General features: G+C 56.8%; 19 protein-coding genes. 2 read left to right on the top strand and 17 right to left on the bottom strand.

The window, feature by feature from the left end; all coding sequences use genetic code 11:
* On the top strand, positions 1-1,353 hold the full coding sequence (locus ACZ889_RS25265) for an aminotransferase class I/II-fold pyridoxal phosphate-dependent enzyme (protein ID WP_476257929.1): 1,353 nt from the start codon (positions 1-3) through the stop codon (positions 1,351-1,353).
* A gap of 9 nt (positions 1,354-1,362) precedes the next feature.
* Here the strand turns inward: ACZ889_RS25265 and ACZ889_RS25260 are convergent, their stop codons facing one another.
* The 9 genes from ACZ889_RS25260 to ACZ889_RS25220 form a co-directional block, all read right to left on the bottom strand.
* Positions 1,363-1,818, bottom strand: a complete 456-nt coding sequence (locus tag ACZ889_RS25260; RefSeq protein ID WP_476257928.1) for an REP-associated tyrosine transposase — start codon at positions 1,816-1,818, stop codon at positions 1,363-1,365.
* A 262-nt stretch (positions 1,819-2,080) separates the two neighbouring features.
* Positions 2,081-3,124, bottom strand: coding sequence for a phytanoyl-CoA dioxygenase family protein (locus ACZ889_RS25255; protein ID WP_004577660.1), 1,044 nt, complete (start codon positions 3,122-3,124; stop codon positions 2,081-2,083).
* A 3-nt stretch (positions 3,125-3,127) separates the two neighbouring features.
* A complete protein-coding gene (locus tag ACZ889_RS25250) occupies positions 3,128-5,272 on the bottom strand; it encodes a capsular polysaccharide biosynthesis protein (protein ID WP_476257927.1) in 2,145 nt (714 codons plus the stop codon).
* Positions 5,272-5,838, bottom strand: coding sequence for a GNAT family N-acetyltransferase (locus tag ACZ889_RS25245; RefSeq protein ID WP_012053362.1), 567 nt, complete (start codon positions 5,836-5,838; stop codon positions 5,272-5,274). Before ACZ889_RS25245 ends, ACZ889_RS25250 begins: the two co-directional genes overlap by 1 nt.
* A 4-nt stretch (positions 5,839-5,842) precedes the next feature.
* Positions 5,843-7,378, bottom strand: coding sequence for an LTA synthase family protein (locus tag ACZ889_RS25240; protein WP_476257926.1), 1,536 nt, complete (start codon positions 7,376-7,378; stop codon positions 5,843-5,845).
* Between the two features lie 7 nt (positions 7,379-7,385).
* A complete protein-coding gene (locus tag ACZ889_RS25235; RefSeq protein WP_003252728.1) occupies positions 7,386-8,162 on the bottom strand; it encodes an SDR family NAD(P)-dependent oxidoreductase in 777 nt (258 codons plus the stop codon).
* Positions 8,159-9,478: a capsule biosynthesis protein gene (locus tag ACZ889_RS25230; protein ID WP_054888763.1), complete on the bottom strand. Its 1,320-nt coding sequence runs from the start codon at positions 9,476-9,478 to the stop codon at positions 8,159-8,161. Before ACZ889_RS25230 ends, ACZ889_RS25235 begins: the two co-directional genes overlap by 4 nt.
* Positions 9,418-11,439, bottom strand: a complete 2,022-nt coding sequence (locus ACZ889_RS25225; protein WP_476257925.1) for a capsular polysaccharide biosynthesis protein — start codon at positions 11,437-11,439, stop codon at positions 9,418-9,420. The genes ACZ889_RS25230 and ACZ889_RS25225 overlap by 61 nt, the downstream gene beginning before the upstream one ends.
* A gap of 300 nt (positions 11,440-11,739) precedes the next feature.
* Entirely contained in the window at positions 11,740-12,798 is a 1,059-nt protein-coding gene (locus ACZ889_RS25220; protein ID WP_476238922.1) for a phosphotransferase family protein, read from the bottom strand.
* 604 nt (positions 12,799-13,402) lie between these two features.
* On the opposite strand from ACZ889_RS25220, the gene ACZ889_RS25215 reads away from it, so the two are divergent.
* Positions 13,403-14,335, top strand: a complete 933-nt coding sequence (locus tag ACZ889_RS25215; RefSeq protein WP_134697983.1) for a KpsF/GutQ family sugar-phosphate isomerase — start codon at positions 13,403-13,405, stop codon at positions 14,333-14,335.
* A gap of 56 nt (positions 14,336-14,391) precedes the next feature.
* On the opposite strand, the gene ACZ889_RS25210 is transcribed toward ACZ889_RS25215, so the two are convergent.
* The 8 genes from ACZ889_RS25210 to ACZ889_RS25175 form a co-directional block, all read right to left on the bottom strand.
* On the bottom strand, positions 14,392-15,174 hold the full coding sequence (locus tag ACZ889_RS25210; protein ID WP_134697984.1) for an acyltransferase: 783 nt from the start codon (positions 15,172-15,174) through the stop codon (positions 14,392-14,394).
* A 220-nt stretch (positions 15,175-15,394) separates the two neighbouring features.
* Positions 15,395-16,573, bottom strand: a complete 1,179-nt coding sequence (locus ACZ889_RS25205; RefSeq protein ID WP_134697985.1) for a hypothetical protein — start codon at positions 16,571-16,573, stop codon at positions 15,395-15,397.
* Between the two features lie 532 nt (positions 16,574-17,105).
* Positions 17,106-17,321: a hypothetical protein gene (locus tag ACZ889_RS25200; protein ID WP_476238924.1), complete on the bottom strand. Its 216-nt coding sequence runs from the start codon at positions 17,319-17,321 to the stop codon at positions 17,106-17,108.
* A gap of 588 nt (positions 17,322-17,909) precedes the next feature.
* Positions 17,910-19,196 carry a 3-deoxy-manno-octulosonate cytidylyltransferase gene (gene kdsB, locus ACZ889_RS25195; protein WP_134697987.1) on the bottom strand — a complete coding sequence of 429 codons (1,287 nt, stop codon included), beginning with the start codon at positions 19,194-19,196 and terminating at the stop codon, positions 17,910-17,912.
* A gap of 31 nt (positions 19,197-19,227) precedes the next feature.
* The gene (gene kdsA / locus ACZ889_RS25190; RefSeq protein WP_134697988.1) at positions 19,228-20,067 is read right to left on the bottom strand and encodes a 3-deoxy-8-phosphooctulonate synthase; all 840 of its coding nucleotides are present in this window, start codon (positions 20,065-20,067) and stop codon (positions 19,228-19,230) included.
* Between the two features lie 252 nt (positions 20,068-20,319).
* Entirely contained in the window at positions 20,320-21,483 is a 1,164-nt protein-coding gene (locus tag ACZ889_RS25185) for a glycosyltransferase (protein ID WP_221100872.1), read from the bottom strand.
* Between the two features lie 68 nt (positions 21,484-21,551).
* Entirely contained in the window at positions 21,552-22,613 is a 1,062-nt protein-coding gene (locus ACZ889_RS25180; protein WP_221100873.1) for a CDP-glycerol glycerophosphotransferase family protein, read from the bottom strand.
* A gap of 28 nt (positions 22,614-22,641) precedes the next feature.
* A complete protein-coding gene (locus ACZ889_RS25175; RefSeq protein ID WP_476238925.1) occupies positions 22,642-24,072 on the bottom strand; it encodes a mannose-1-phosphate guanylyltransferase/mannose-6-phosphate isomerase in 1,431 nt (476 codons plus the stop codon).
* Between the last annotated feature and the right edge of the window lie 26 nt (positions 24,073-24,098).

Here is a 24,098-nt window from a genome sequence, read left to right as displayed (position 1 = left end):
ATGACAGCCAGAACCCCGACCGGCCTTGGTGGTGATGCCAAGCAACGCCTGATCCAGCAAGCCCTCGCCCGGCGCCGCCATGTGGCTGCCGAGGGCGAGCAGGGCGCCACCCTGGAGCAGGTACAGCAGGCTGCCCTGAAGGTGCCCGAAGCGCACTATCGCTTTGATCAGCACCCGGGGTACCAGCAACTGCGGGTAATCCAGCAGAGTGCCATGCAGCTGGGCGTGAGCAACCCGTTCTTCCGTATGCACCAGGGCACCGCCGGTGCCCAGACGCAGATTGGCGAGCGCGAGTTTCTCAACTTTGCCAGTTACAACTACCTGGGCTACTCCGGCCACCCGACCGTGGCCGAAGCGGCCAAGGCGGCGATCGACCGCTACGGCACCTCGGTGTCGGCCAGCCGCCCGGTTTCTGGCGACCGCCCGCTGCACCGCGAGCTGGAGCGCGAACTGGCGCGCCTGTACGAGGTGGACGATGCGGTGGTGATGGTCAGCGGCCACGCCACCAACGTCACCACCATCGGCTACCTGTTCGGGCCACGCGACCTGGTGGTGCATGACGAGCTGATTCACAACAGCGTGTTGCAGGGTATCCAGCTGTCCGGTGCCCGCCGTCTGAGTTTTGCCCACAACGACTGGCAGGCGCTGGACCGCCTGCTGGGCGAGCAACGCCAGCACTTCGAGCGGGTGCTGGTGGTGGTGGAAGGCATCTACAGCATGGACGGCGACTACCCCGAGCTACCCCGGTTCGTCGAGCTCAAGCATAAGCACAAGGTTTTCCTCATGGTGGATGAAGCTCATTCGCTGGGGGTGATGGGTGCGACGGGCAAAGGAATTCGCGAGCACTATGGGTTGGCTGGCGATGACGTCGACATCTGGATGGGAACGTTGAGCAAGACCCTGGCCAGTTGCGGCGGGTACATTGCGGGCCGCACGGCACTGATCGAGCACCTGAAGTTTCTGGCGCCGGGCTTCTTGTACAGTGTTGGCATGCCGCCGGCGGTCACGGCCTCTGCGTTGGCAGCGTTGAAGCTGCTGGCTGCAGACAGCGAGCGGGTAGCGCAAGTGCAGGCACGAGGGGAGCTGTTCCTGCGCCTGGCGCGTGAAGCTGGGCTGGACACGGCGACCAGTACCGGGTTGGCGGTGATCCCGGTGATTACCGGCAGTTCGTTCAAGGCCGGCCGCTTGTCCAGCGCCCTGTTCGAGCGTGGCATCAATGCCCAGCCGATCCTGTACCCCGCGGTGCCGGAGCATTCGGCGCGGGTGCGGTTTTTTGTGTCTTGCGAGCATACGGAAGAGCAGATCAGGCATACCGTGGCGGTGGTGGCGCAGGAGATGGCGCGGCTGGGGTGAGGGCCACGCTTACAGCCAAATGGCATCCCAGTGTGGGTATTCGCCAACATTGGGTGCCAGGCCGGCCCTGACCGGGTTGGCAATGATGTAGCGAGCGGCGTTGAGCAGGTCATCATCCTTGCGCATGGCGTGATCGCAGTAGCCCGCCTGCCAGATGGGGGTGGTTGTTACGCCGGCCTTGTGCAAGGCATGGCTGGACCTTGATTTGAAGCGGCGCATCAACGTGGCCAGCGTCACCTGTTTCAGTTCTATCAGCCAATGCACATGGTCGGGCATGACCACCCAGGCCAGCGTGACGCAGCTGTTTTCCCGGTCTGCCTGGCGTAGGTGATTGACCACCAGCCTGGCCAGGTTGAAGTTGTGAAACAGCGGGCGACGCTGGTGGGTGACGGTTGTCAGCATGTACAGCCTGCCGGGGTGTGAAACCCGATGGCGGCGCAGATGGTGGGCGTGGGCGTAGTGCATGGGGTCATCCTTGAAGGCTTCGATAGTTCGAGCCAGCGTAGACGCCCTCCAGGCGCCAGCAGCGATTCAACCATTGCAGAATGTGCCCACCGATCTGTGCCCACCCCCGATCAGCGTAGGAGCGGGTTTACCCGCGAATACGGTGGCGGCAGCAACGGTGACCGGCCAGGGATATTGGCCAGCAGGACCGGCCTCTTCGCGGGTAAACCCGCTCCTACACGACGGCCTGCGTCCAGCCACCGGGCCGGGGACTGGGCGTGGGTCAGATATGCGGTGCCTCATACGCATTCAACTGCTCCACAAACCGCCAATGGCTCTTCTTGCCAAACCCCATCAACCGCTTCAACCGGATATCCCAGCGCATGTGGTGGTTGGCAATCCATGGCAATGCAAAAAGGTGCGCCCCGCGCCAGGGGATGAACGGGTTACGCCGCAGGCTGGCATAAATCTCGACGCGGTGGCTGGCCTGATGGCTCGCACAGCGGGCATGGAAACCAGACGTGTCCGCCACCACCAGGGTGTTGGCTGGCACCGCAAAGCGACGGGGCGGCGGCAAGCCGAGGGCCGCCAGCTCGGGCTCGTCGATACGGAACGAACCCTCACGGTGCATCTGCTCGCCGGAGCGCGCCGCCCCCAGGCTTTGACGATACTCCCAGGCCAAACGCTCCGGCGTCAGGCGGTGCGACCCCGGCACATAACTGAACGGCCCTTGGTCATCCGCCACATCGTCCAGAAACAACCACGCCTTCGCCGTGGGGTGGAAGGTGTCGGCATGCAGGCGGGTCTGCGGGTCCTGGTCGGCATTGGCGGCGTCGATCACGATCGACTGCAACTGGTAGGTAATGCCACCGGTATTGGACGACGCATAGGCAATCAGGTCGCGCACCCCACGGTCCGCCACAAACGCCGCACTGGCCGGGTTTTGCGCCAGCACGTCCTGGTCAAGGCTGACCCGGCGGGTAACCGCGCGGCCCTGGCGCATTTCCCAGCCGGTGCTGCGCAATGCACCCAGCTCGGCGCGCAAGGCCGCAAACTGCTCGGCAGGCAGGGCGTTTTCACGAATGAAAAAACCGTTCTGCTCAAAATGCGCGCGCTCACCAGCATCCAGCCGCGAGGCCAGCGCATTGCGACGGTAACCAGCCATGGCCATCGCCAGCTGACGACGCTGCACATGCAGGCCCAAGGCATTAAGCCGGGCACTGCCCAGCACCGGGTTGTTCTCGAACGACTTGGCATGGGTAGCCAACTGCAGGCAATGCCAGGGGAGTGCCGCGTAACGGCCGATGTCCTTGATCGAAACAGGCATGATCTAGTCCTTTGATGGGGCCAATGGCCGGCCACAGCCGAGCATGGTCCGGGTATAGTTGAGCAACGGCGCCACTCGTCGATAGGCCACCGGCGCCGGGTGGGGCGCGCTGAGGCAGGCGAGGGCGTGCCAGGCATCGCAGGGCAGGTCTTGCTGGACGTCGGCATAGCGCGCATAGCGCAACAAGGCGCCGGCTACCAACTGGTCCAGGGTTAAACGCCGGGTGCGGCGGGGCAAGGGCTGATGGTCCTCGGTCAGGCCCCAGCCGGCATAGAACGGCGTGCCATAGGTGACCACCGGCAGCCCGCGCAGCAAGGCCTCAAAACCGGCGGTGGAACTGAGCGTATGCAGCGCATCGACCTGGCCATACAGGCTGGCGATGTCCACACCCGCCAGTACCTGATCGGCCAGCCCCACCAGTTGTGCCGGGGCAATTTGCCCGCGGCGCTTGCCGGCTTCCACGTCGGGGTGTGGCTTGTACAAAATCCAGGCATCCGGCAACCGCGCGCGCACCTGTTGCAGCAGCCGCAGGTTGCACCCGGCACCACCACCGCTGCACAGCGCCGAGGCATCATCCTCGACCTGGCCCACCACCAGTACCCGCCGCTGCCCCGGCTGCCCCAGCAGTGCCGGGCGCACATTGCTGCGCAGGTTGAACTTGCTGGTGCCGCTGGCAACGATCTGCGCCCGCAAGCGCGCCGCTTCGGCCAGGCATGGGGCGTCGAATTCGCCATGCTGCAACAGCTGCTCCAGGTCGCTGGCAGACTGCGCATCGTAATGAATGCCACCCCGGTCCAGCACCAGTGACAGCGCCGGGCTGTTGGTAGCCCCCAACCCCGTGGAGCGCAAGAAACCATCCTCGACCCGCCACAGTGGCACCCCCGCCTGGCGCGCACGTTCGGCCAGGCCGGCCGGCTCGCGCGCAGCCCATACCAGCAGCCGGCCCTGTTCGGCCGCTACCTGGCTTATCAGTTGCGGGCCGTCCACGCTGAAGCGCAGCTGCCCCCAACGGCTTGCGAAAAAACGCCGGATGTTGTGCTGCTTGTGCCGCTTCACACCCAGCACCGTGGTGGGGCCGGCAAACGCAGCATCGCGGGCTTTCTTGCTGGCCAACTGGCGGGCAACGGTCAAGGCATCGGTCAATTGGCCGCTCAATGGGTCGACATAACGGCAGTAACGCACATAGGCCGCCGCCACCAGTTGCACAAGGTCTGGCCTTGCCTGCCGGCGAGCAATGGCCATGCGGTCATCGGTCAGCCCCCAGCCCGCATAGAACGGCAGCCCGAAGCAGGTGACCGGCACGCCCTGGATCAACGCTTCCAGCCCGGCCTGGCTGGTACCCACGTACACGCGCCGGGCACGCCGGGCCAGTGACGCCCAGGCTACCGGCCGCGCCTCCAGCGTTACCCCGCGGGCCCGCGCGGCATCCAGCAGACAACTGGGCTTTTGCCCGCCCAGGCAGTCCGGGTGAATGCGAACGCGCACGTCGGCATCCGGGTTTTCTGCCAGGGCCTCATCCAGCATTCGCACATAGTCGGCTTCGCATAGCCCGCCGCCCGGGATTGAATAATCCCCGGCAGTCTGGTCCACCACCAGCACCAGCGGCCGCTCGCGGCCCAGCGGGTCGTCGTCGGGCAGGTCCTGGGCGTTGTTGTACTTGCCGATGCCGCTGCTGCGCATCAAGGCAATCAGTTCGCGGGCGCAGTTCAGTTCATATGCGCTGAGCGCCTCGGGCTGCTGCAGGATGTTTTCCAGCAGCGAAGGGCGGTCGGCCAGGTAGTGGATGCCCACCGGGTCGACCACCATGGACATCGGCGTATCGCCCTCGATGCCCAGCGAAGAAGAACGCAAAAAGCCGTCTTCCAGCGCAATGTAGGGCAGCCCCCAGCGCTGGCACAGCACCCGGGCATGGGCCGACGACTGCTTGTAGCCGATACCGGCAATGGCCTTGAGCCCCTTGGGCGCCTTGCGGCCGCGGCGCCACAGCCAGAAGGGCGGGCCTTCCGGGCCGAGGAACTGCGGCAGGTGCAGGACCTTCCAGGCCACCCATTGCGACATGATGCCGACCCAGCCGGTGCCGTCTACCAGGGCATCGGGTGGCGAGTAACCTTCGGGCGAGTGGGGTGCAAAGGGCGGTGTGTTGTGCATTACACGGCCCGCCACATGTTGCGCACCGGCGGGAACGGCACCCAGCGCTTGCGGCGCAGGGCAAAGCCATTATGCAGGTACAGGTGCTGCGCCCGATGATTGCTCAGCGGCACCTCCAGCTCTACCTGGGTAAAGCCCTGGCCGGCGGCGTGCGCGCAGCACGCCTGCACCAGCGCCGAGCCTACGCCGTGCTGGCGTGCGGCCTTGCTGACCCGCAGCCCGTACAGCAAGAACGGGTAGCGCCATTCGCGCAGTTCGCTCAGGCAGAACCCGATAAACCGCACCCAGCCGCTCAACAGGCCAAACTCACGCACGAACGGCCGCCAGTGCCAGGCAAACGGCCCGCGCCGGCCATGCTTGAATGCGGCAAAGCCCAGTGCCTGCTCGCCGTCGAAGGCCAGCAGCACACGGTCCCAGTGGATAGCCGACCCCAGCAAGCGATAGCGGCAGGCCGTATTGCCAATCAGGAACGCCAGCGACCCCCGCCCCTCGGTCAGCAAGCGGGCCAAGGCAGGGTCTGCGGCGCGCTCCGGCGACAGGTCCGATCCCAAAACGATACGCACCACGTTGTCAGGCTACCCCGGCACTGGCCATGGGCGTGTCCTGGCGGGTTGCCGGCGCCAAGGCATGGCCCAGCAATGTGCTGGAAAGCTGCTGCACCGGCATTGGCCTGGCCCCGCAGCCAGGCTGGCGGCGGTTGGACCACACCAGGTAGTCGGTATCACCTGCGGGCGCACCAACAGCCTGGTACACCTCGGGCAGGATCGGCACATGGTCGCCAAAGAAGCACAGCAGCGCCTCGTTCGGCTGGGCCAGCAAGGTGTCGCGCAGCATGCCCAGCATGCGGTCGGCGTTGCCGATGTGCCGCAGGTAGGGCGCCAGGTCTTTCATGCCCGGCTGCAGCGGGCGGTCGAACCAGGCGGGCAGCTCGTGCGCGGCTACGCTTTCCAGGTGCAACGGGCCATGGTTTTCCATGGTGACCGCATGGATAAACAGCGGCTGTGTGCGGCCTGGCGCCTGCAGCAGCGCGCGGATTTTGTCTGCCACGGCGCAATCACCAATGAACGGCCCGGCCTTTTGGGAAGCGTTGAACGCCTTCACATCGATGAATTCATCAAAGCCCAATGCCGGCAACACCTTGTTGCGGCCATAGAAACCACCGTCGTACGGGTGGATGCAAATGGTCCGGTACCCCTGCGCCTTGAGCCTGGAGGCGATACTGGGCAGGCCTTGGCGGGCCAGCACCCGGTACGGGTTGAAGCGGTGCACGCCCAACCGGTCGGCAGGGATGCCGGTCAGGTAGGCGAACTCGGTCCGCACCGTATTGGCGCCCCAGGCTGCCACCTGCAGTTTGCCCCGGGCCAGCGCCTGGCTGGCCAACAGGTCGTACTGGTCGAGCACTTGCGAGCGCACGCCAGGCCACAGCCCACGCACATCGAAGAACGACTCGCTCTGCACCGAGACCAAGTCCGGCAGCGCCCCGGCCTGGGCCACTGTCGGCTGCGAAGAGGCCGGCACAGCCCCACCAGCAAACGGCGAGCCCAGCCCGTCCCGGTCAACCGGCGCCCGCGCCGCCCAGAAGTACCGCCACAAGCTGGCCGCCAACCCCCAGCCACGCACATCCTGCTCGGCATCAAAGCTCGGCTTCACAGGCCGATGCCCCAGGCGCAGCAAGCCCAGGCCCAGCGCCAACGGCAGCAACGCCTCAAGCCGCGCGCCCGCCACCTCGAAGCTCAACCCCGCCCACAGGTAAACCAGAAAGCCCACCGCCAGCAGCGCGGCCTTGCCAAAGCCAAAGAACGGCAAGTACAACCGCGGGAACTTCACTGCATCGCTGAAATACTCGAAATCTGCACACACAAACGGCTCGCGCAGCGAGTGATACTTGGCGTTGCTGACCAGCACGATCAGCAGCCACAGCAGCAACACATTCACGCCACTGAACAACGGCCGCGCCGTCAGTGCATACAACAGCCCGAAGGCCACACACCACAGCCCCGCGTGCAGCAGCCAGCAATCGGCCGGGCGACGCAGGGCAGGGCGGGGAACCAGCAGGCGCTCGACCGCGACGGTCAAGCCCAGGCCGATCAAAGCGACCGGCAACATGGAAACATCAATCACTGTACTTCAACCCACGCAGGATCATCGAAGAAAGCCACTGCGGGATAAGCCCCAGCAGCCAGGTGCCCAGGTTGAGCGGGAACGGAAAGCTGATACGCGCCTGGTTCGCTGCCAGCCCGCGCTTGATACGCCTGGCCGCTTTGTCGGCGGTCCACAGAAAAGGTTTAGGCCCGGGCATTTCGAAGCACATCTTCGACTCCACATACCCCGGCACAATCACATTCACTTTCACCCCTTCCGGCGCCAGCCAGTCGCGGATGGCCTCGCCGTACACACGGATAGCGGCCTTGCTGGCGCTGTAGGTCGGCGTGACCGGCAAGCCACGCCAGCCCGCCAGCGAGCTGAACAGGGCGATCTGCCCGTCGCCACGGCTGCGCATGGCGGGCAGGGCGGCCTCGACGGTGGCCAGGGCGGCCATCACGTTCACTTCCATCAGGGCGCGGCTGTCGTCCCAGTCTTCCGCTTCGCCATTGGCGCCCACGGCGGTGTTAAGCCCTGCGCCCACCAGCACCAGGTCGGGCTGATGCTGCTCGCTTACCCGGCGCACCATTGCCCGCAGGGCGTCCAGGTCGCGCACGTCGAGGGCTTCCAGCAGCACCTGGGCACCCAGGGCGCGGCATTGTTCGGCCATTTCGGCCAGGCGGTCCTGGCGCCGGCCTTGCAGGATCAGCGTCACCCCCGGGGCGGCGTAGGCAGGCGCCAGCGCGCCACCGATACCGCCTGTGGCGCCGGTGATGAGGATGCAGCGGGGTGAGGCATGCGAACTCATAGGTATTTTTCGATTCTTGAGGTTTTCGCCATCAGCACTTCCAGGCAGTTGGCCACGGCCATGTCCATGCCGCAGGCGGTGTAGAAGCCGCCGTTGACCTGGGTGGTGTGGATGACCGTGTTGCGGAAGCGTTGAAACAGCGTGTTGTCGGGCGCTTCGGGCTGCTGCCAGAAATCATCCAGGCCGCCCTGATGGGTTAGCCCCGGCATCGCGTAGATCGGCTCGGCCAGCGTGCAGGTAGGGCGGTGGTGCAGCAATGCAGAAGCCCCCGCGGTACTGTTGACGGTGATCATGCCGGTGATGTGCGAGAGCAGCGTAGGCATGTGCCCGCTTTCCATGAAGTCGACACGCTCGGCCACGTCGTACTTGCGCGCCAACTGCTCGGTGACCTTGCGGTAGTTGACCAGCCCAGGCGTCAACGGGTGGTTTTTCACCAGCAGGCGCGCATCGAAGGGCGCGTTGAGCGAGAACGAGTCGATCACATGCTCGATCACCTGGGTCATGTTCTGGAACGGCGAGTGGTCGCGGATTTGCGCATCGCTGTCCAGCTGCAAGGGCAGCAAAAACGTGGGGTGCCGCTCGCGGGCCACTTCGGCCACCAGCGCGTCGTCATGCACACGGGCGCGCAGCAGGCGCATGCCCTGGCGGATGAACCCGGCGTACTCCTTGGCGGCGTTGAACGGGGCATGGGTGCGGTAGCGCGGGAAGCACAGCCGGTTCAGCGCGCCGCCGGCGTGGTACAGCACATCGTGCGTGGCACGTGCGGCGAACGACAGCTTGAACGGGTTGCCATTCTGATAGCGCGGAATGTACTTGCCCACATCGCGGTACCACTGCGGGTCACGTGGCAAACGCGAGTTGTTGTTGACCCCGTCGCGCTCCAGCGTCACCCAATAGGGCCGAAAGTAGCCTTCCTCGAACACGTGCACGCGAATACCCGACAACCGCGCCAGGGTCACGGCCGGGCGGTGTACCGGGCGGCAGTCGCCGAATAGCACCAGGTCGGTGATACCCAGTTGGCGGAACACCTGTGAATACCAGGCCTCCATGTCTTCCGGGGCGTGCGGGCAGGTCAGCTGCGCGCCGCCGGGGCCGTACAGGGCGTCACCGACGTTGAAGCGCACACTGTGCACTCGCTGGCCGATATCTCGCAGCCCCTTGGCAAGGCGGCTGAAGAAGGGCGAACTGACACCCTGAAGCAGCAGAAAATTGTGTGACGGGATACGCAGCAGCGGACCACGCGTCGCCCTTGCATTCAGTTGGTCGGGCGCTTCATGCCCAACAAACTGCTCAAGCGTCGTTTCAAGTCCTGCCATCGGGAGGGAGCTCCAGGCTGCGGTAAGGCGTGCCAATTTTGTAGTTCGTATAAGGTTCGTTCGGCGGTGGTGAAGCGGTTGGTCACCAGGCTTACGTAAGTGGGGTAGAGCAGCAGCGTGCCCGCTACCAACTGGTCCAGCGTCAGTTGTCGGCTGCGCCGTGCCTGCACCGGTGCTTGAAGGTCCATGTCGCGGGTCAGCCCCCAGCCGGCGTAGAACGGCTGGCCATAGGTCGTCACCGGCACACCGCGTAGCAGGGCCTCGAAGCCCGACTGCGAGGTCAGCACATGCAATTCGTCGACCACTTCCAGCAATTGCTGCAGTGGCGTATCGCCGATCACTTCATCGCACCAGTGCACGGTTTGCGCTTCGTCGTCACCGCGGGCGCGCGTGCCGGCCAGTACCTCTGGGTGGGGTTTGTACAACACCCACGCATCAGGGTTTTGCTCACGCACGGCGCGCAGCAGTTGCAGGTTGCTGCGGATACGGTTGCCGCCAAAGCGGATGGAGGCATCGCCCTCCACCTGGCCAGGCACCAGGATCACCCGTTGCGCATGCGGGGGGCGCTGCCAGCTGGCGCCGGGTAAGTTGTACTTGGTCAGCCCCGCCGCGCAGATGGCCAAGCGCAAAGCATGCGCGCGGGCTAACAACTGCGGGTCGAAGGGCTCTTCAGCCAGGATGCGCTCCAGGCGCGAAGGCCGGGTGGCGTCGTAGTAAATACCCAGGTCATCGACCACCCACGACAACGGTCGCGCCTTGCCGGCGCCCAGGCCGACCGAGCGCAGAAAGCCGTCTTCCACCCGGTTGACGGGCAGTGGGTGGGCGCAAAGGTGAGTGTCGTGCTTGCAGCCCCAGGACACCACGGGCAAGTCTTGCGCCAGCGGTTGCTCGGGCTTGACGAAGCGAATGGCCGCGCCATTGAAAAACAGGTTTGCCAGCGGTTCTTTCCAGCGGCTGAAACCCAGCATCTGTACGGTGTTTGGCAACACGCTGCGGTGCCGCCGTTGCAGGCCCAGCCAGTTGATCAGCACCTCTGGCGTACACGGCTGACCACGTTCTGGGCAGACATAGCGTGGGTAGGCCACCAGGCTGGCATGAATCAGTTGCGCCAACGGCACAGGCTTGCGGCGTGAAGGTGCCGGCAAGCGGTCGTCGGTCAGCCCCCAGCCGGCATAGAACGGCATGCCCCAGGTGTGCACCGGTACGTCCCAAAGCAGGGCATCGAAGCCCAGTTGCGACGTCATCACGAACACTGCACGCATGCGTGGCAGCAAATCGGCCGGGTGAACATTGTGGGCCAGTACCTGCACCCGCGGGTTGCCGGCCAGCGCTGCCAGGTCGAAGTGCCCGGCCTTGCGCCCGGCCACCACGTCGGGGTGCACCTTGAGCACGATGGTGCTATGCGGGTAGCGGGCCAATGCCGCCTCCAGCATGGCCCGGAAGTCGCTGGCCCCTGCACCTTGCAACGAGGCATCGCCACAGGTCTGGTCGGCCACCAGCACGCAGTCGGCCGGCAACGCTGGCAGCTCGATGCGTGCGTCGTTGTACTTCGACACCCGTTGCTGCTGCCACAGGTCACGAAGCGCCAGGGCACGTTGGGTTTGCTCGGCGTCGAGGGGCGTGGCGATCAACTGTTCGAGGCGGGACGACTGGGAAGCGTCGTAGTACACGCCCACGTCATCGACGATCAGCGACAGGGGCGGCTCGTCGGCGCCCAGGCCCACGGAACGGATGAAGCCGTCTTCCAGCGTGAGAACGGGCTTGCCAGCCTTGTGCGCCTCGGCCATTGCCTTGATGGCGCTTGGCTTGCGGCCCCAGGCCATTACCCAATCAGCGAGCTCGACATCGCGCACAGCACCGCTTTGCAGCGCGAATTCGGGCAGCAAGGCAGGCAACGTACTGATGCGCTGGGCTCCTTTTGACAGGATCAGCAGGCGAGGGCGGGGCGAAGCGTCGTCCATATACGTGGAGCGGCATCCATTCAGCAAAGGGGCGGCATGGGCTTATAGCCCTGCGGGTCCGGTGGAAACAAAGGAGGGCGAATCTTAATACAAATTCACATTTGTAGGCGTGCCGCTGAGCAAAAATCGCGAAAAGAAATTAGACGATATGTGCAGATGATGATCTATGGCATCAAAATGACATCTTATCCCGGCAAACTCCCCGAAAACGCGGCGTACCACGCCGCTTGGGAGCGTAACGCACGCCTGTAGGAGCGGGTTTACCCGCGAAGCTTTTTCCCCATGGGTACAAAAGCTCATCTACTCCTGCTCCAGCATCCCCAGCAAATAGTGGTATTTCTCCAGCAATAACCCCATCCGGTCGCGCTCCTTGTACTCAGCGACCGTTTCTGGGCGCAAGCAATGGAACAGCGCCGTGAGGAGAAACACGTAGCGCAAGTTCCCTAGCGCCTGTTCCACATCGAAGCGCTCCGGCAGGGCTGCTCGGTACGTCTCAATGAACTCGGCCTGCGCTGCCAGGAATACCTTCATGTCCTTGCGCCGGAACAGGCTGCCCAGGTAGGCGCCGCCGTCAAAGCCTATGCGCCCAACCTTTACCTCGCTCCAGTCGATCAGGTGCAGTTGGCCATTGTCTACGAATAGGTTTTTGCGCAGGTAATCCATATGGCTGATGCAGCGTGGGCTACGTCGGGCCTTGGTTGCCATGTCGCGAGTCACGGGTAAAAAGGCCTTGAAGCGCTCAGCCAGCCCGGCAAAGCGTTCGTCTGCAAGGCCGAGTTGCGCCAGCGCAGGAAGGCAGCGGGCAAAATTGAAGCGTGGGCGCAGCAGGAACCAAGGCCTGAAGAAGTCCATGCTCCAATACAGGGCGGCCTTGGCGAGAGGCTGCGACACTAAATAGACGTGGCTTAAGTGTTCAAGCTCGGCAATGCCTTGCGCCAGTTGCCTAGCGATCACATGCATATGGGGAGGCTTGCCGCGCACGAACTCGGTAAAGATCAAGCTTTCCCAAGGAGTCTCGATTACGCCTAGGCATTCGGGATACTGAAAATTCGTGCTTTCCGCCAACATCCCCTCGGCACGATGGAAGCGTGCCTCTTGGCTACTGATCAGCGCCACCTTGCGAATCGACTTCTCCACAATCTCGACGTGCTGTCCGGTGCAAGGGTCCAGCAAGCGATGGTGCCGCACATAATTCACGAATGACGCATTCGCACCCAAGGTCTCGGTCGTGATCTCCAGCGCCCTTCCGCGCCATTGAGGGGCAAGAGCACGAAGATGGCTTTCGAGTGAGGCACTTCGCCAGCGGTAAAGTGTTTTGCTGGCTCTGTGCTTGAGTGTGGGAGGATTCATAACATCCATGTTGGCATTGCCATAGGTTCAGATTGAAGCTGTGGAGGGGGGTATGCTGCTGCATGAGAGCCCCGCGCACAACGAAAAGTTACAACAAGATATTGATTTGGAAGGGAGGTTGGGTCGAGCACCCTGTGGACCTATCTAATTCGACACGGGAATGCGGCAGTTGTACGAGGAGTGAAAAGCTAGGTTACGAGTGAAGCCGATAGGTATCGGGGCCTTCCTTATTCAACTGTCATTGCGCCAATCGCATCGAAAAAATGTGGGATTTCACATCCGATCACTAGGTCCTCAGCGACAAAATGAGGCCAGAAATCGAGGGCTAGGCGTAATCTCAGGCGTGTCTACCTAATGCATAGGGTAATTCCTACGGTTGCAATGTCGTGGGCGCTGAGCGTAAGGAATTGCTAGGAGCGAGTAGGGGGAGGAGGGGTTTTGGTCTGATATCAATTTGCCGCTCTGAGGGCAAAACAGCGTGTGTAACCGGTATCTAGGAGACGCGCCCGCCAGTCTGATTGCCCAGAGAGTTAGGTCTTCGCGCTTTGCTTCGCGTTACAAAAACCTTAACATTCGCGCCTTCGCACATATTCAGCTGTCGTCAGGGACGAAAATGAATCACCTCAGCATCGCCAAAGAAGCCCTTATCGCCCAAGCTCAAGCCGTTACTCAGCTGGCTGATCGCCTGGACGGCGAGTTCCAGAGTGCCGTTGAATTGATCCTCGGGTGCAAAGGCCGCACCGTGGTCTGTGGTATGGGGAAGTCAGGGCTCATCGGCCAGAAAATGGTTGCCACTTTCGCGTCCACGGGTACCCCGAGTTTCTTCCTCCACCCAGCCGAAGCCTTCCACGGCGACCTGGGCATGCTCAAGCCGATTGATGTGCTGATCCTCATCAGCTACAGCGGCGAAACCGAAGAGCTGATCAAGCTGATTCCAAGCCTCAGATCGTTCGGTAACAAGATCATTGCCATGACCGGGAATGGGAAGTCTACCTTGGCCAAGCATGCTGACATCTGGCTCGACATCTCTGTTGAGCGTGAGGTCTGCCCAAACAATCTGGCACCGACCACCTCTACTCTGGCAACCATGGCCATGGGGGATGCATTGGCGGTAGCGTTGATCGAAGCTATCCAGTTCAAGCCAATGGATTTTGCTCGCTATCATCCCGGTGGCAGCCTTGGCCGCAAATTGCTGACTCGAGTGCGTGATGTCATGCATTCTCCCGCGCCTGTCGTTTCGCCGAGCACAAGTTTTCATGACTGTTTGCTTGTGATGACACGAAGCCGTTTGGGGATGACGGTGGTCATGGATGAAGATAAGTTGGTTGGGATAGTGACAGATGGTGACTTGCGTCGTGCTCTGGTTGAGGATGAAAAAATCATTCAAGCCAATGTTGAGCAGTTCATGACAGCGGACCCACATACCATTAAAGAAGATGCACAGCTTTCAGAGGCTGAAGCGTACATGCTGGATAATAAAATTCGAGCGCTGGCAGTGGTGGATGAAAGTGGTGCAGTGGTCGGAGTGGTAGAGATTTTCGACTAGTCAATAGTCAGGCGCCCGTATTCATCAAGTTAATTGGGGATCTAGGGCGCCTGGGATCACTCGGCGATGTCGGTAATAATTAAACTTGGGTTGTTGGTTTGAATGCTTTTGAGGGTTGCGTATGAGTACTTACCAATGCTTATATGTTTGGTGCTGTAGTTAGTTTTCTGCCATGCACTTGTTGTTTCGTTAAGATTTTGCTTCTTAGCGTTATCTCTAATCCAAGGTTCGCCAAATGCAATGTTTGGCCTTTCCCATGCCGTGTGCTGCTTGATTACCTTGCATGGTATTCCAACGGCTGTACAGTTGTTGGGGATCGTTGCCTTTACTACTGACCTCATGCCGATAACTGAACCAGATCCAATTCTGGATCCGGATAGTATTACCGAATCCTCGGCTAGCCAAACATGTCGTCCTATAATAACATCTCTTGAGGGGTTCAGCCTGCTACCGCTCTCGACATCATATATTGCATGTGAATCTTCGGTTCTGATAATTACATGTGCGGCTATCATGCAGTCGTCCCCGATGAGGGCGCAGGTGGCTTCTGCGGTGTATATAGCACACGCAGTCGTGCACGTTACCTCGGAGCCAATTATAACTGTGCAGTTCCAGCCAATACGTATTTTTCCGCAATAGTTCCCATTGGCTCCAATTGTGCAAGAGCCTGAGTCTGATGGGAATGATATGAGCGTATTCTTTATACCGCTCGAGTTCTCAATGAATAGGGTATTGTTCTTTCCTTTAAATTCAACGTAAACCTTATGCAATCCTGGCGGGGAAAATATTCGATTACCCATGTCATCTTCATAGTTCCCGCTAACAAGTATTTCTGTCATTAAGGCGGTTTCCTGGGGCTATTGATGAATTAGTAAGCGCAGTTCGGCTCGGTGCGATGTTTGAACTAAATTTTTCCTCCTGTCTGATTGTTTTTGCTGGGGTGAATGGGTATGCGAGCCCTGGCATGACGTTACAGGGCCCTTGTGTCGATCAATTCGTAACTCTCTGCCACTATTTATAATCAGTGTCAATTGGCTGTTAGGGTGAGCACAAAGGGCCTTAGTTAGGGCTTTGTGTTGCCGCTAATTTTAGCTTAAGCGTCTCAATCTCGTTTTTTAGTTCATCGATATGAGTTTGCGTATAGAGATATCGGTTTTCGATTAGTGAATGGCAGGCCTTGATGTAGGGTCTTATATCGGGAGCGACTTCAGATGAGATATCAATTTGAGTTTTTTCGTACTCTGCGGCAGGTAGCTGGATTGGTGTTCCATCTCTAACTAATAGACCAGAAAATCCAAATGGTACGCAATTGGCTGCTGCGTTATATTTGCTCATGCGCGATAGGTCGGTGGGAGGACGATTATCAAAGGCGGTTTCTATTTTTGTCGTCGCGGATATTTTGATTGGAGCGGCGAACTCCCAAACTGAATATAGTTTGGAGAAGCACTTCGTAGTGATGACGCTATCAGTAGTGATTCTAAATTGGGAGTAGCTGTCGCACCAGGCAGAAAGTGCGACTATCTCCTTTCCGATCGACCACTCCGGTAGGTTATATGATTTGTTGAGTGGTAGTATCTGCTCGTTGAAAGCTGAGTTCTTTTTTTCTATGCAGAATTCTTTGTCTAGTGCAGGTGCCGAGATAACCGAGTAATTTGGGCCCGGATTATTAATTGGTGTCAAGGAGCACGGGTGCGCCGATGCATGCCTTGCAATATTTTGGCCGAGGATGTGAAGATAACCTTCGTTTAAATGCCTTGGGTGAGGGATGAGGTTGTAGATGTCGGCCTCTGGTAAATCACGCGCAATCCACGATAAATCGATAACCTTGTAACCGTAGACAAGACAGTTTGAGTAATGGATATTGTTGATTGCCTCCATTACTGACTGAGACTCAATGTGACGTGCTCTAAAATTGGCGGGAAGTATAATAACGTAAACGTTTCTGTTGAGTTCGCTGAGCGTGCGATAGTACTCGTTAATCTCACTTTCAAGGGTGCTTATAGATAAGGGCTGCATACAAGCAAAGTGGGAGTCATTGACGTTAGACTCAGTCACGACAAAATCAGAGTTTTTAATCGCATCCCTATTTCTCACGGTCTCGTAAAGATTTTGAATGCATGTGGTGGCGCCAAGTGCAAGTCTCTTTACTTTGCAAATGCTCTCCAGTCCAGAGCCTAATCCAAACCTTAGAACCGAGTTGCTTCCTCCAAGGAGGGTGCAATTAATATTGTTATTCATTGTTGGTTATGACTACCTTAAGCTCTTAATCCAAAAATCTTTGCCGCTTGGCTCCAGACTCTAGCTTGGCTCAGTATCCTAAGCAAGGTTTCTCAGTGTCAACCATTGCAGTGGATGCCAGAAGCACAAGCTGCCCGGTCTTGCCAGCGTTGGCACTAATGCCGCGATTTGCCTTGATCTACAGAGCAGCTCGCGACTGAGATCGCGCTCGGTAGAGGGTTGAGGTCCACGTTGACAAAGTATGAATTCCGCTGCGTGGGAGGGGCTCAATGTGAGCTTGAAGCTCAGCGGTCAGTCGGGTTTCGGCCTTGAAATTGATAGTGACCAGAATAATTAGAACTAGTTAAATTTGAGGCGGGGTTGAGCATTGGGTTCGCTGCGTCATGGTATTGGGCATTGGCCTTATGCTTCGATCGGTCCCCCATTATTTCCAACTATCACAAGATGGAGGCTCAGTTTACCGTGGTATCTCCGGCGAGTAATTCCACAGCAGCAATATTTCGTAGTCTATTATCAACTACGCATGTGACAGTCACTCCAGTAGGCTGCGCAGTTCGGTATAGGACTTTTGTCCATTGAACCCGTCGGTCTTTACCAGGCAGTATGCCTGCGCGCCGGGGTTAGCGACCTCGGAGGTTTCGCTGAACAGCCAAGCCTTGCGTCGGTTGACGAGCGGCTTTATCGCTTGTTTCGCAGGCTTATTGTCGATTGGCAAAATTAGGTCGCTTTCCGGTTCGTTGAATAGCATCAGTGCGGAGTGTTGGGGTCGAATATTTGCTCGGATATAAGCCCGAGCAAGCGGACTTGCAGCAGGTTGATTTGATATTTCAGGTAGAAGATATGAACTTCATAGACTTCCAGTATTTCGTCTTTTCTCGCCTGATGAGGTGATGTTTCCAGCAAAAGCTTCTTGATTAGAGCGGGGGCGTAGGAACGGTTCTACGTCAAGAAAGTCATTGCCCGTATCCTTCGCTCAAACGCCTAAAGTCGGAGCGTTTCAATAAATATTCAGAACTTTCCAGCGAAGCCAGCGTACTGAGTCCTTAGGAAAAAATGATATCTCCAAACTCTATTTATCTGCGTATGAAAAAGTACTTTGGGTGCGGATTAAGTTTTTTGGAGGCGTCGCGTGACATTCTGTTGATGAGTTGCATTGATGCGAGCTAGATTGTTTTTATTGGGTTGTAGTTGATATTTTATAAAGAGTTAATTTTGGTTGGGGATGATTTTGTATACTCAGAGGGATCAGTAGAAAGTGTCGACACATAATGGCTGGGCTAGAGTCGCCATTATGTGTCGAAATGGCTATATTGGAAGCATCGACGCTTTCGTAAACCTATTGCGCCATTTTAGCCATAACTCGGGAATATCCGGTGGATGTGCTCAGGACATCTTCCTTCCCTTGAGCATAGAGAATGGCATCGGCGACCTCTCGAAATGCGCCAGTGCCACCAGCTGAATTTAGTGTGAAAGTGGCTGCATTGCTAACATAGCTAGGGGCATCGGCTACAGCAAAAGAAATACCACACGCTGCAAAAGCCGGAAGATCAATGCTGTCATCACCAATGCAGGCCGTATGTATTTTTTCTACATTTGCATCTGCCATGAGTTGTTCGCAAGCAATGAGTTTGTCCTTTACTCCAAACTGAAAAAGGCTGATGCCAAGGTCAGAAACTCGTTTGCGCAAAGTGGCGGAGTCACGTCCGGAAAGCACTGCGACCCGTACGCCATTTTCTTCCAGTAAGCGCATGCCCATACCGTCACGAACATGGAATCGCTTAAGGCATTCACCATTGGCGTCATAATAAATACCGCCATCAGTAAGTACGCCATCGACGTCGGTGATTACCAATTTAATATCTGCTAATGTAGGCTTAGCGGGGGCCGGTTTACCGCTGATAATGGCTCTGACTTGTTCTAGGCATTCCGGGGTATCTACGCCCGGCCCCGTGGCTTCAACCTGGAATGCGCGAATGCAATATCCGGCGGCAAGCAGTCGTAATTGCTCAAGCTTCTCAGCACTCTCAATCATAGGTTGCGGAAGGCTTTTGTACTCAGCCAGAACTTTCCGGCGATAGGCGTAGACCCCAACATGTTTGAGATAGGTTGCTGCCTCGCTTTCCCGCGGGAACGGAATGGGCGAACGGCTAAAGTAAAGAGCGTTGCCATTGGTAGCCAGAACTACCTTCACCGTATTCGGATTACTGGCTTCTGCAGAGTCAATTGTATGGCACAGTGTGCCAATACTCACGCTTTTGTCCGCTAGCATACCCTCTGCTAGCTTTTCAATATCCGTGGGGCGAACCAGCGGTTCGTCACCTTGTAGATTGATATATATATCAGCATCAATCTCGGCCATTACTTCCGACAAGCGATCTGTGCCAGATGGATGGTTAGGTGAGGTCATTACACAGTTACCACCAAAACTGCGTACGGCCTGTGCAATACGCTCGTCATCAGTGGCGACGACTACGATTTGTGCATTAGGCACTAACAAAGCACGTTCATATACGTGCTGTATCATAGGTTTGCCAGCGATCTCTGCTAATGGCTTACCCGGAAGGCGAGTAGATCCATAGCGAGCCGGGATCACGATTGCGATCCGTTGTTCAGAGTTTGCCATGTTCACAATCCTTGCTTCGATTGGCTTGGCCTCAGGCGATGGTTAGTGGTGCGAACGACTTCACCAAATCATCCAGCGATTTGATTTGTTCCAAGAATGGCTCCAGTTTATCCAGTGGCAGTGCACTTGGGCCGTCGCACTTGGCGAGGTCTGGATTTGGGTGCGCCTCAAGGAACAGCCCGGCTAGGCCCACTGCCATGCCTGCTCGAGCCAGATCAACAACTTGTTCACGACGGCCGCCGGACGCTGCACCGGATGGGTCGCGGTTTTGAAGTGCATGGGTCACATCAAAGATAATAGGTAGATCCTCACATGTGCGCTTCATTACTCCAAAGCCAAGCATGTCTACAACTAGGTTGTCGTAGCCCATGCAGGATCCGCGATCACAGAGAATTAGCTGATCATTACCAGCTTCCTTAAATTTGTGAACGATATTTTGCATCTGAGATGGGCTCAGGAACTGAGGTTTTTTGATGTTTACTGGTTTGCCAGTCTTTGCCAAGGCTACAACAAGATCAGTTTGGCGTGCGAGAAAGGCCGGAAGTTGTAAAACATCGACAACTTCTGCTACTGGCGCGGCCTGGTAGATTTCATGGACGTCAGTAATAACTGGAACGCCAAACTCAGCTTTCACTTTTTCAAAGATTCGAAGGCCTTCTTCCATGCCTGGGCCTCGGTACGAGTGAATTGAAGATCGATTTGCTTTGTCAAAGCTTGCTTTGAAAACATAAGGAATGCCCAGCTTCTCGGTGACCCGAACATACTCGGCACAGGCGGTCAAAGCGAGGTCTTCGGACTCAAGGACATTGATACCGCCGAAAAGTACGAAGGGGCTAGAATTGGAGCATTGAATGTTTTGGGTGATTTTCAATTTGAGTTCTCTCGTGGTGTTTTTACTAGTTGATTGCGTGTGGTGAAAGGGCGAAAACTCTATCGCCAGTGCTCGCAAGTGATTTAATTTGCTTGTCGGCTAATGGCCTTGGGCTCGATTATATGCGCTATGATAATGTATCAACATATTTTGCCGGCCTTTTTTCTCGGGCGATAATGCACATATTGGCTGATTAAGTTTTCGTTCCAGACAAGATCGGCCCATGGTGTGACGTTGCGAAATAAGGTTTCGTCACGATACCTCTTCGGCCGCTAAAACATCGTCGCGAATGCTCTCGATCAGTGATTTGTACGAGTGCTGATTGGCAAATGTCAAAGCTGCGGCTTTTTCAGCGGATCGGCGAGACTCTTCGTTCCTGAGCAGATCGATGACGCTCTCCGCAAACGCGTTAGCATCATCGTGACAGACTAAGCCTTCAGAGATATCAATACCTTCAAAAGCAATGCTCGTACCAACAATTGCTTTTCCGTACGCCATGGCTTCGACAACTTTGATTTTCATGCCGGTGCCATATCGGATAGGACAAATCATAACCTTCGATTCTGCATATACTGAGGCCAGAGATTCTACAAAACCTTGTTGTTTGATCATTTGCCTATGCGGAGAATTTGCGATGGCACCTTTAACAATCTTTCCTCGAGTCACGTTGCCCTGGATGAGGAATCGAGTCCTTGGTAAGGACGCTGCAATGATCGGTAAAACTTGCTCGATAAACCATACTAGTCCATCAACATTCGGTGCAGAGTTGGAGCCAATGAAACTAATATCATACTTGCGATTTCTGCTGTAACCGAATCGTGGATCGTCGGTTGCTTTCAGCGTTACGACCTTGGCTTTGGGTTTATAAATGTCCTCAATCGCTTTTGTTTCAATAGGCGATATCGAAATTGCCAGGTCGCACTTGTTTAGAGACTTTATTTCGCTATTGGTAAATACCTTTAGGAATTTTGCTCGTCTCAGTTTTGGCAGAGTAGGTAGCACGTCTGCTTTAATCCGAGCAGACTGCATGTCGTGCATGTCAACGATAACCCGGGTGCGACCTTTAGGTAGGCTGCTTGGCATCATTTTCATGTAGTTGAACCAGACAAGGTCGTAGTTCCCGGTGCCGAGTTGATCTTTAACAAGCTTTTCAAAGTTTTCTGGAAGCGCTTGTTTGTTGTTGATCAGGGCATCTTCATAGCGAAGCTTATCCAGTCGGTCTTGGATTTTAGCCAAGAGTTTTTGGATGCGGGTTTTCTTCTTGCCTTTTTCGGAGTAATTCGGGTGGCGGCGAACCTCGACCGTTAGATTGATAGAGTTGTAGTGGGCCTCTAGGCGCTCTTTCAATTCAACGGACGAGGTTTTTTCTTCGCTTTGATTGAGCAGAAGAAGTTTTACGCGGACATTAAGGTCCAAGAGCGCTCGGATCATTTGATCTGTGCGATGAGCGCTCCCCCGATTAATCGGGATTGGGATGACTGGACTTACAAAGAGAAGGTTCTTTTTTTTTTAAATTCGTCTGGCAAGTTTACTTTGTCGAAATGAATTTTTCGAGTGATGTTTCGGTAAGAGCCGTCCTTTTGTGCAACAAGTTCTGTTTCGAATGTTCCGAAAGAGTAAACGGAATTAACGAGATGGTGGATGAACCTGTTGCGAGTTTCTTTGTTGAATTGGAATCCGTTCTGCAGCAAGTAAACAACGTCGTGTGGCTTCTGAACGTGGCGGTTGAAGTTAGGGTGGGCGTAAAATGCGTCGCCTGCGTAGAGTACTGGTTTGTCAAATAGAGCGGCAATTACACCAACGCCACTATTCACAAGAAGTACAGCCTCGGACATCTCGATCAGATCGTGAACATGGGTGTCGTCATCAACAAAGATAACATCTGCGACTGGACGTGTTTGTTCAAGAGGGTGCTTCTTCGCTACTACAACCCAGTCGCTAGAAAGCTGCTGGAGTTGAGTCTTAGTATCTGCTACCAGCTTGACAAAGTTCTGATAGTTTGCGATTGGGCCGCTAAAGAACTTGATTGTGGTGTCGGAGGGGCGCTGGAATGGTACGAAGAGGACTTTTTTACCCTCAAGGCCCAGTTCCTTTTTCAGAGCTTCACCACCGATAGCTGGGCTTTGAGCTTCCAATGGTGCATGGGTTTTTGCATCAGCGATGTAAGCCTCAACTGCAGCAGTCTCATCGTCAGTGAGCGGTTTGTCCCATCGAATAGGATGGTAGGTCGCGCTATCTGCGTTAAAACCAATGTCGAAGAACCAAGAGCCAGGAAGAGCGCCGCGGTCAAACACTAGGACTGGGAAGCCGAAGTTTTTCAGATGAGTATAAACCCAGCGGCGACGTTCGTTGCCATATGGGTTCGGCATGATGACCATGTCGAAGGAAGAGTTTCGGAGGAAGGAGATTACGTCGTCGGCTTTTTCGAAAGACCCTTCTTCCCTGAAAGTAAGTTGACCAAAATAGCGAATGGTTTCTTCAATGCTTCTGTAGGCCGCCGAGAAACGATCGCCCAAGGCCAATATTTCAAATACACCGTTCTTCATCTTCGCAAACTCGAGTGTTAAAAGTTAATTAAATGGTTTCAGCTGGCGCAACTGGGGCGCGGCCGTATCTGTCTTCAAAGCGTACAATGTCATCTTCGCCAAGGTAGGTCCCAGATTGCACCTCAATCATTTCAAGAGGAATCTTTCCTGGGTTTTCCAGTGCATGAACTACACCAACTGGGATATATGTCGATTGGTTTTCGGTCAGCAAAATTTGCTTATCATCGATCGTCACCTTGGCGGTGCCTGTTACTACAATCCAGTGCTCGGCACGATGGTGGTGCATCTGTACTGACAGCTTCTGGCCAGGCGCTACAGTGATGCGTTTGACCTGATAGCGTGAACCGTTGTCGATAGAGTCGTAAGCCCCCCAAGGGCGATAGACTTTACGATGATTCGATGCTTCAGTGCGTTTGCTTTGTTTGATGCGATCTACCAGTACTTTAACATCCTGCGCTTTAGCCTTGGATGCGACCATTACGGCGTCGGCAGTTTCCACTACTACAACGTCATCAAGACCAAGAACGGATACCAGGCGGTGCTCTGCATGGACGTAGGTGTTGGAAGTCGTTTCTAATAGCACATCGCCACGAGTCGCATTGCCGTGTGCATCTTTGGCCGAGATTTCCCACACCGCGGACCAAGAACCTACATCATTCCAGCCTGCGTCCAAAGGTACGACCATTACTTGATCGGAGCGCTCCATGACTGCGTAATCTATGGAGATGTCTTCTGCTAGGCTAAAGGCTTCGGGGTCCAGGCGGGTGAAGTCCAAATCCGAAGTAGAAAGTGTAATAGCAGCTTCAACCGTCAGAACAAGTTTTGGTGCAAATTTACGAAGCTCTTCAAGCATCGTGGAGGCTTTGAACAGGAACATACCGCTGTTCCAGTAGTAGCGACCGTCTGCAAGATAGTTTTCCGCAGTAGGAAGATCGGGCTTCTCAACAAACGATTCTACTGGCTGTGCACCACAACCTTTCTCTGGAACGCGAATGTAGCCGTAACCAGTTTCCGGTTTGGTGGGTACAATGCCGAATGTAACAATTTTACCGTCCCGGGCGGCTTCTGCGCCCACGGCAAAAGCGGCGCTCAGACTCTCCAAGTCGTCGATTGCGTGGTCTGCTGGCAGAACCAGGAGCAGCTCGTCTTGCCCGGAGCGCATCGATTGAATCACTGCAGCAGCGATCGCTGGAGCAGTGTTGCGCCCAATAGGCTCAAGCAGGATGCCGTTCGGTACAATTCCAAGAGCGCGGCATTGCTCCGCTACCAAAAAGCGATGATTCTCGTTACTGACGATGATCGGCTTCAAAGGTCCATTCTGAATAGCCGCCAGGCGCATCAGCGTATTCTGAAATAGTGTCTGCTCACCGCTGATGGCGAGGAACTGCTTAGGGTGCATAGCTCGGGATAAAGGCCATAGCCTCGATCCAGAGCCTCCGGAAAGTATGACGGGGATCATTTAATTTCCTTATCCTTGATCAGATA

This window comes from Pseudomonas sp. TE3895, assembly GCF_056278855.1.
Note: the sequence above shows the minus strand (reverse complement) of the source record. Positions and strands in the feature narration are given on the sequence as shown.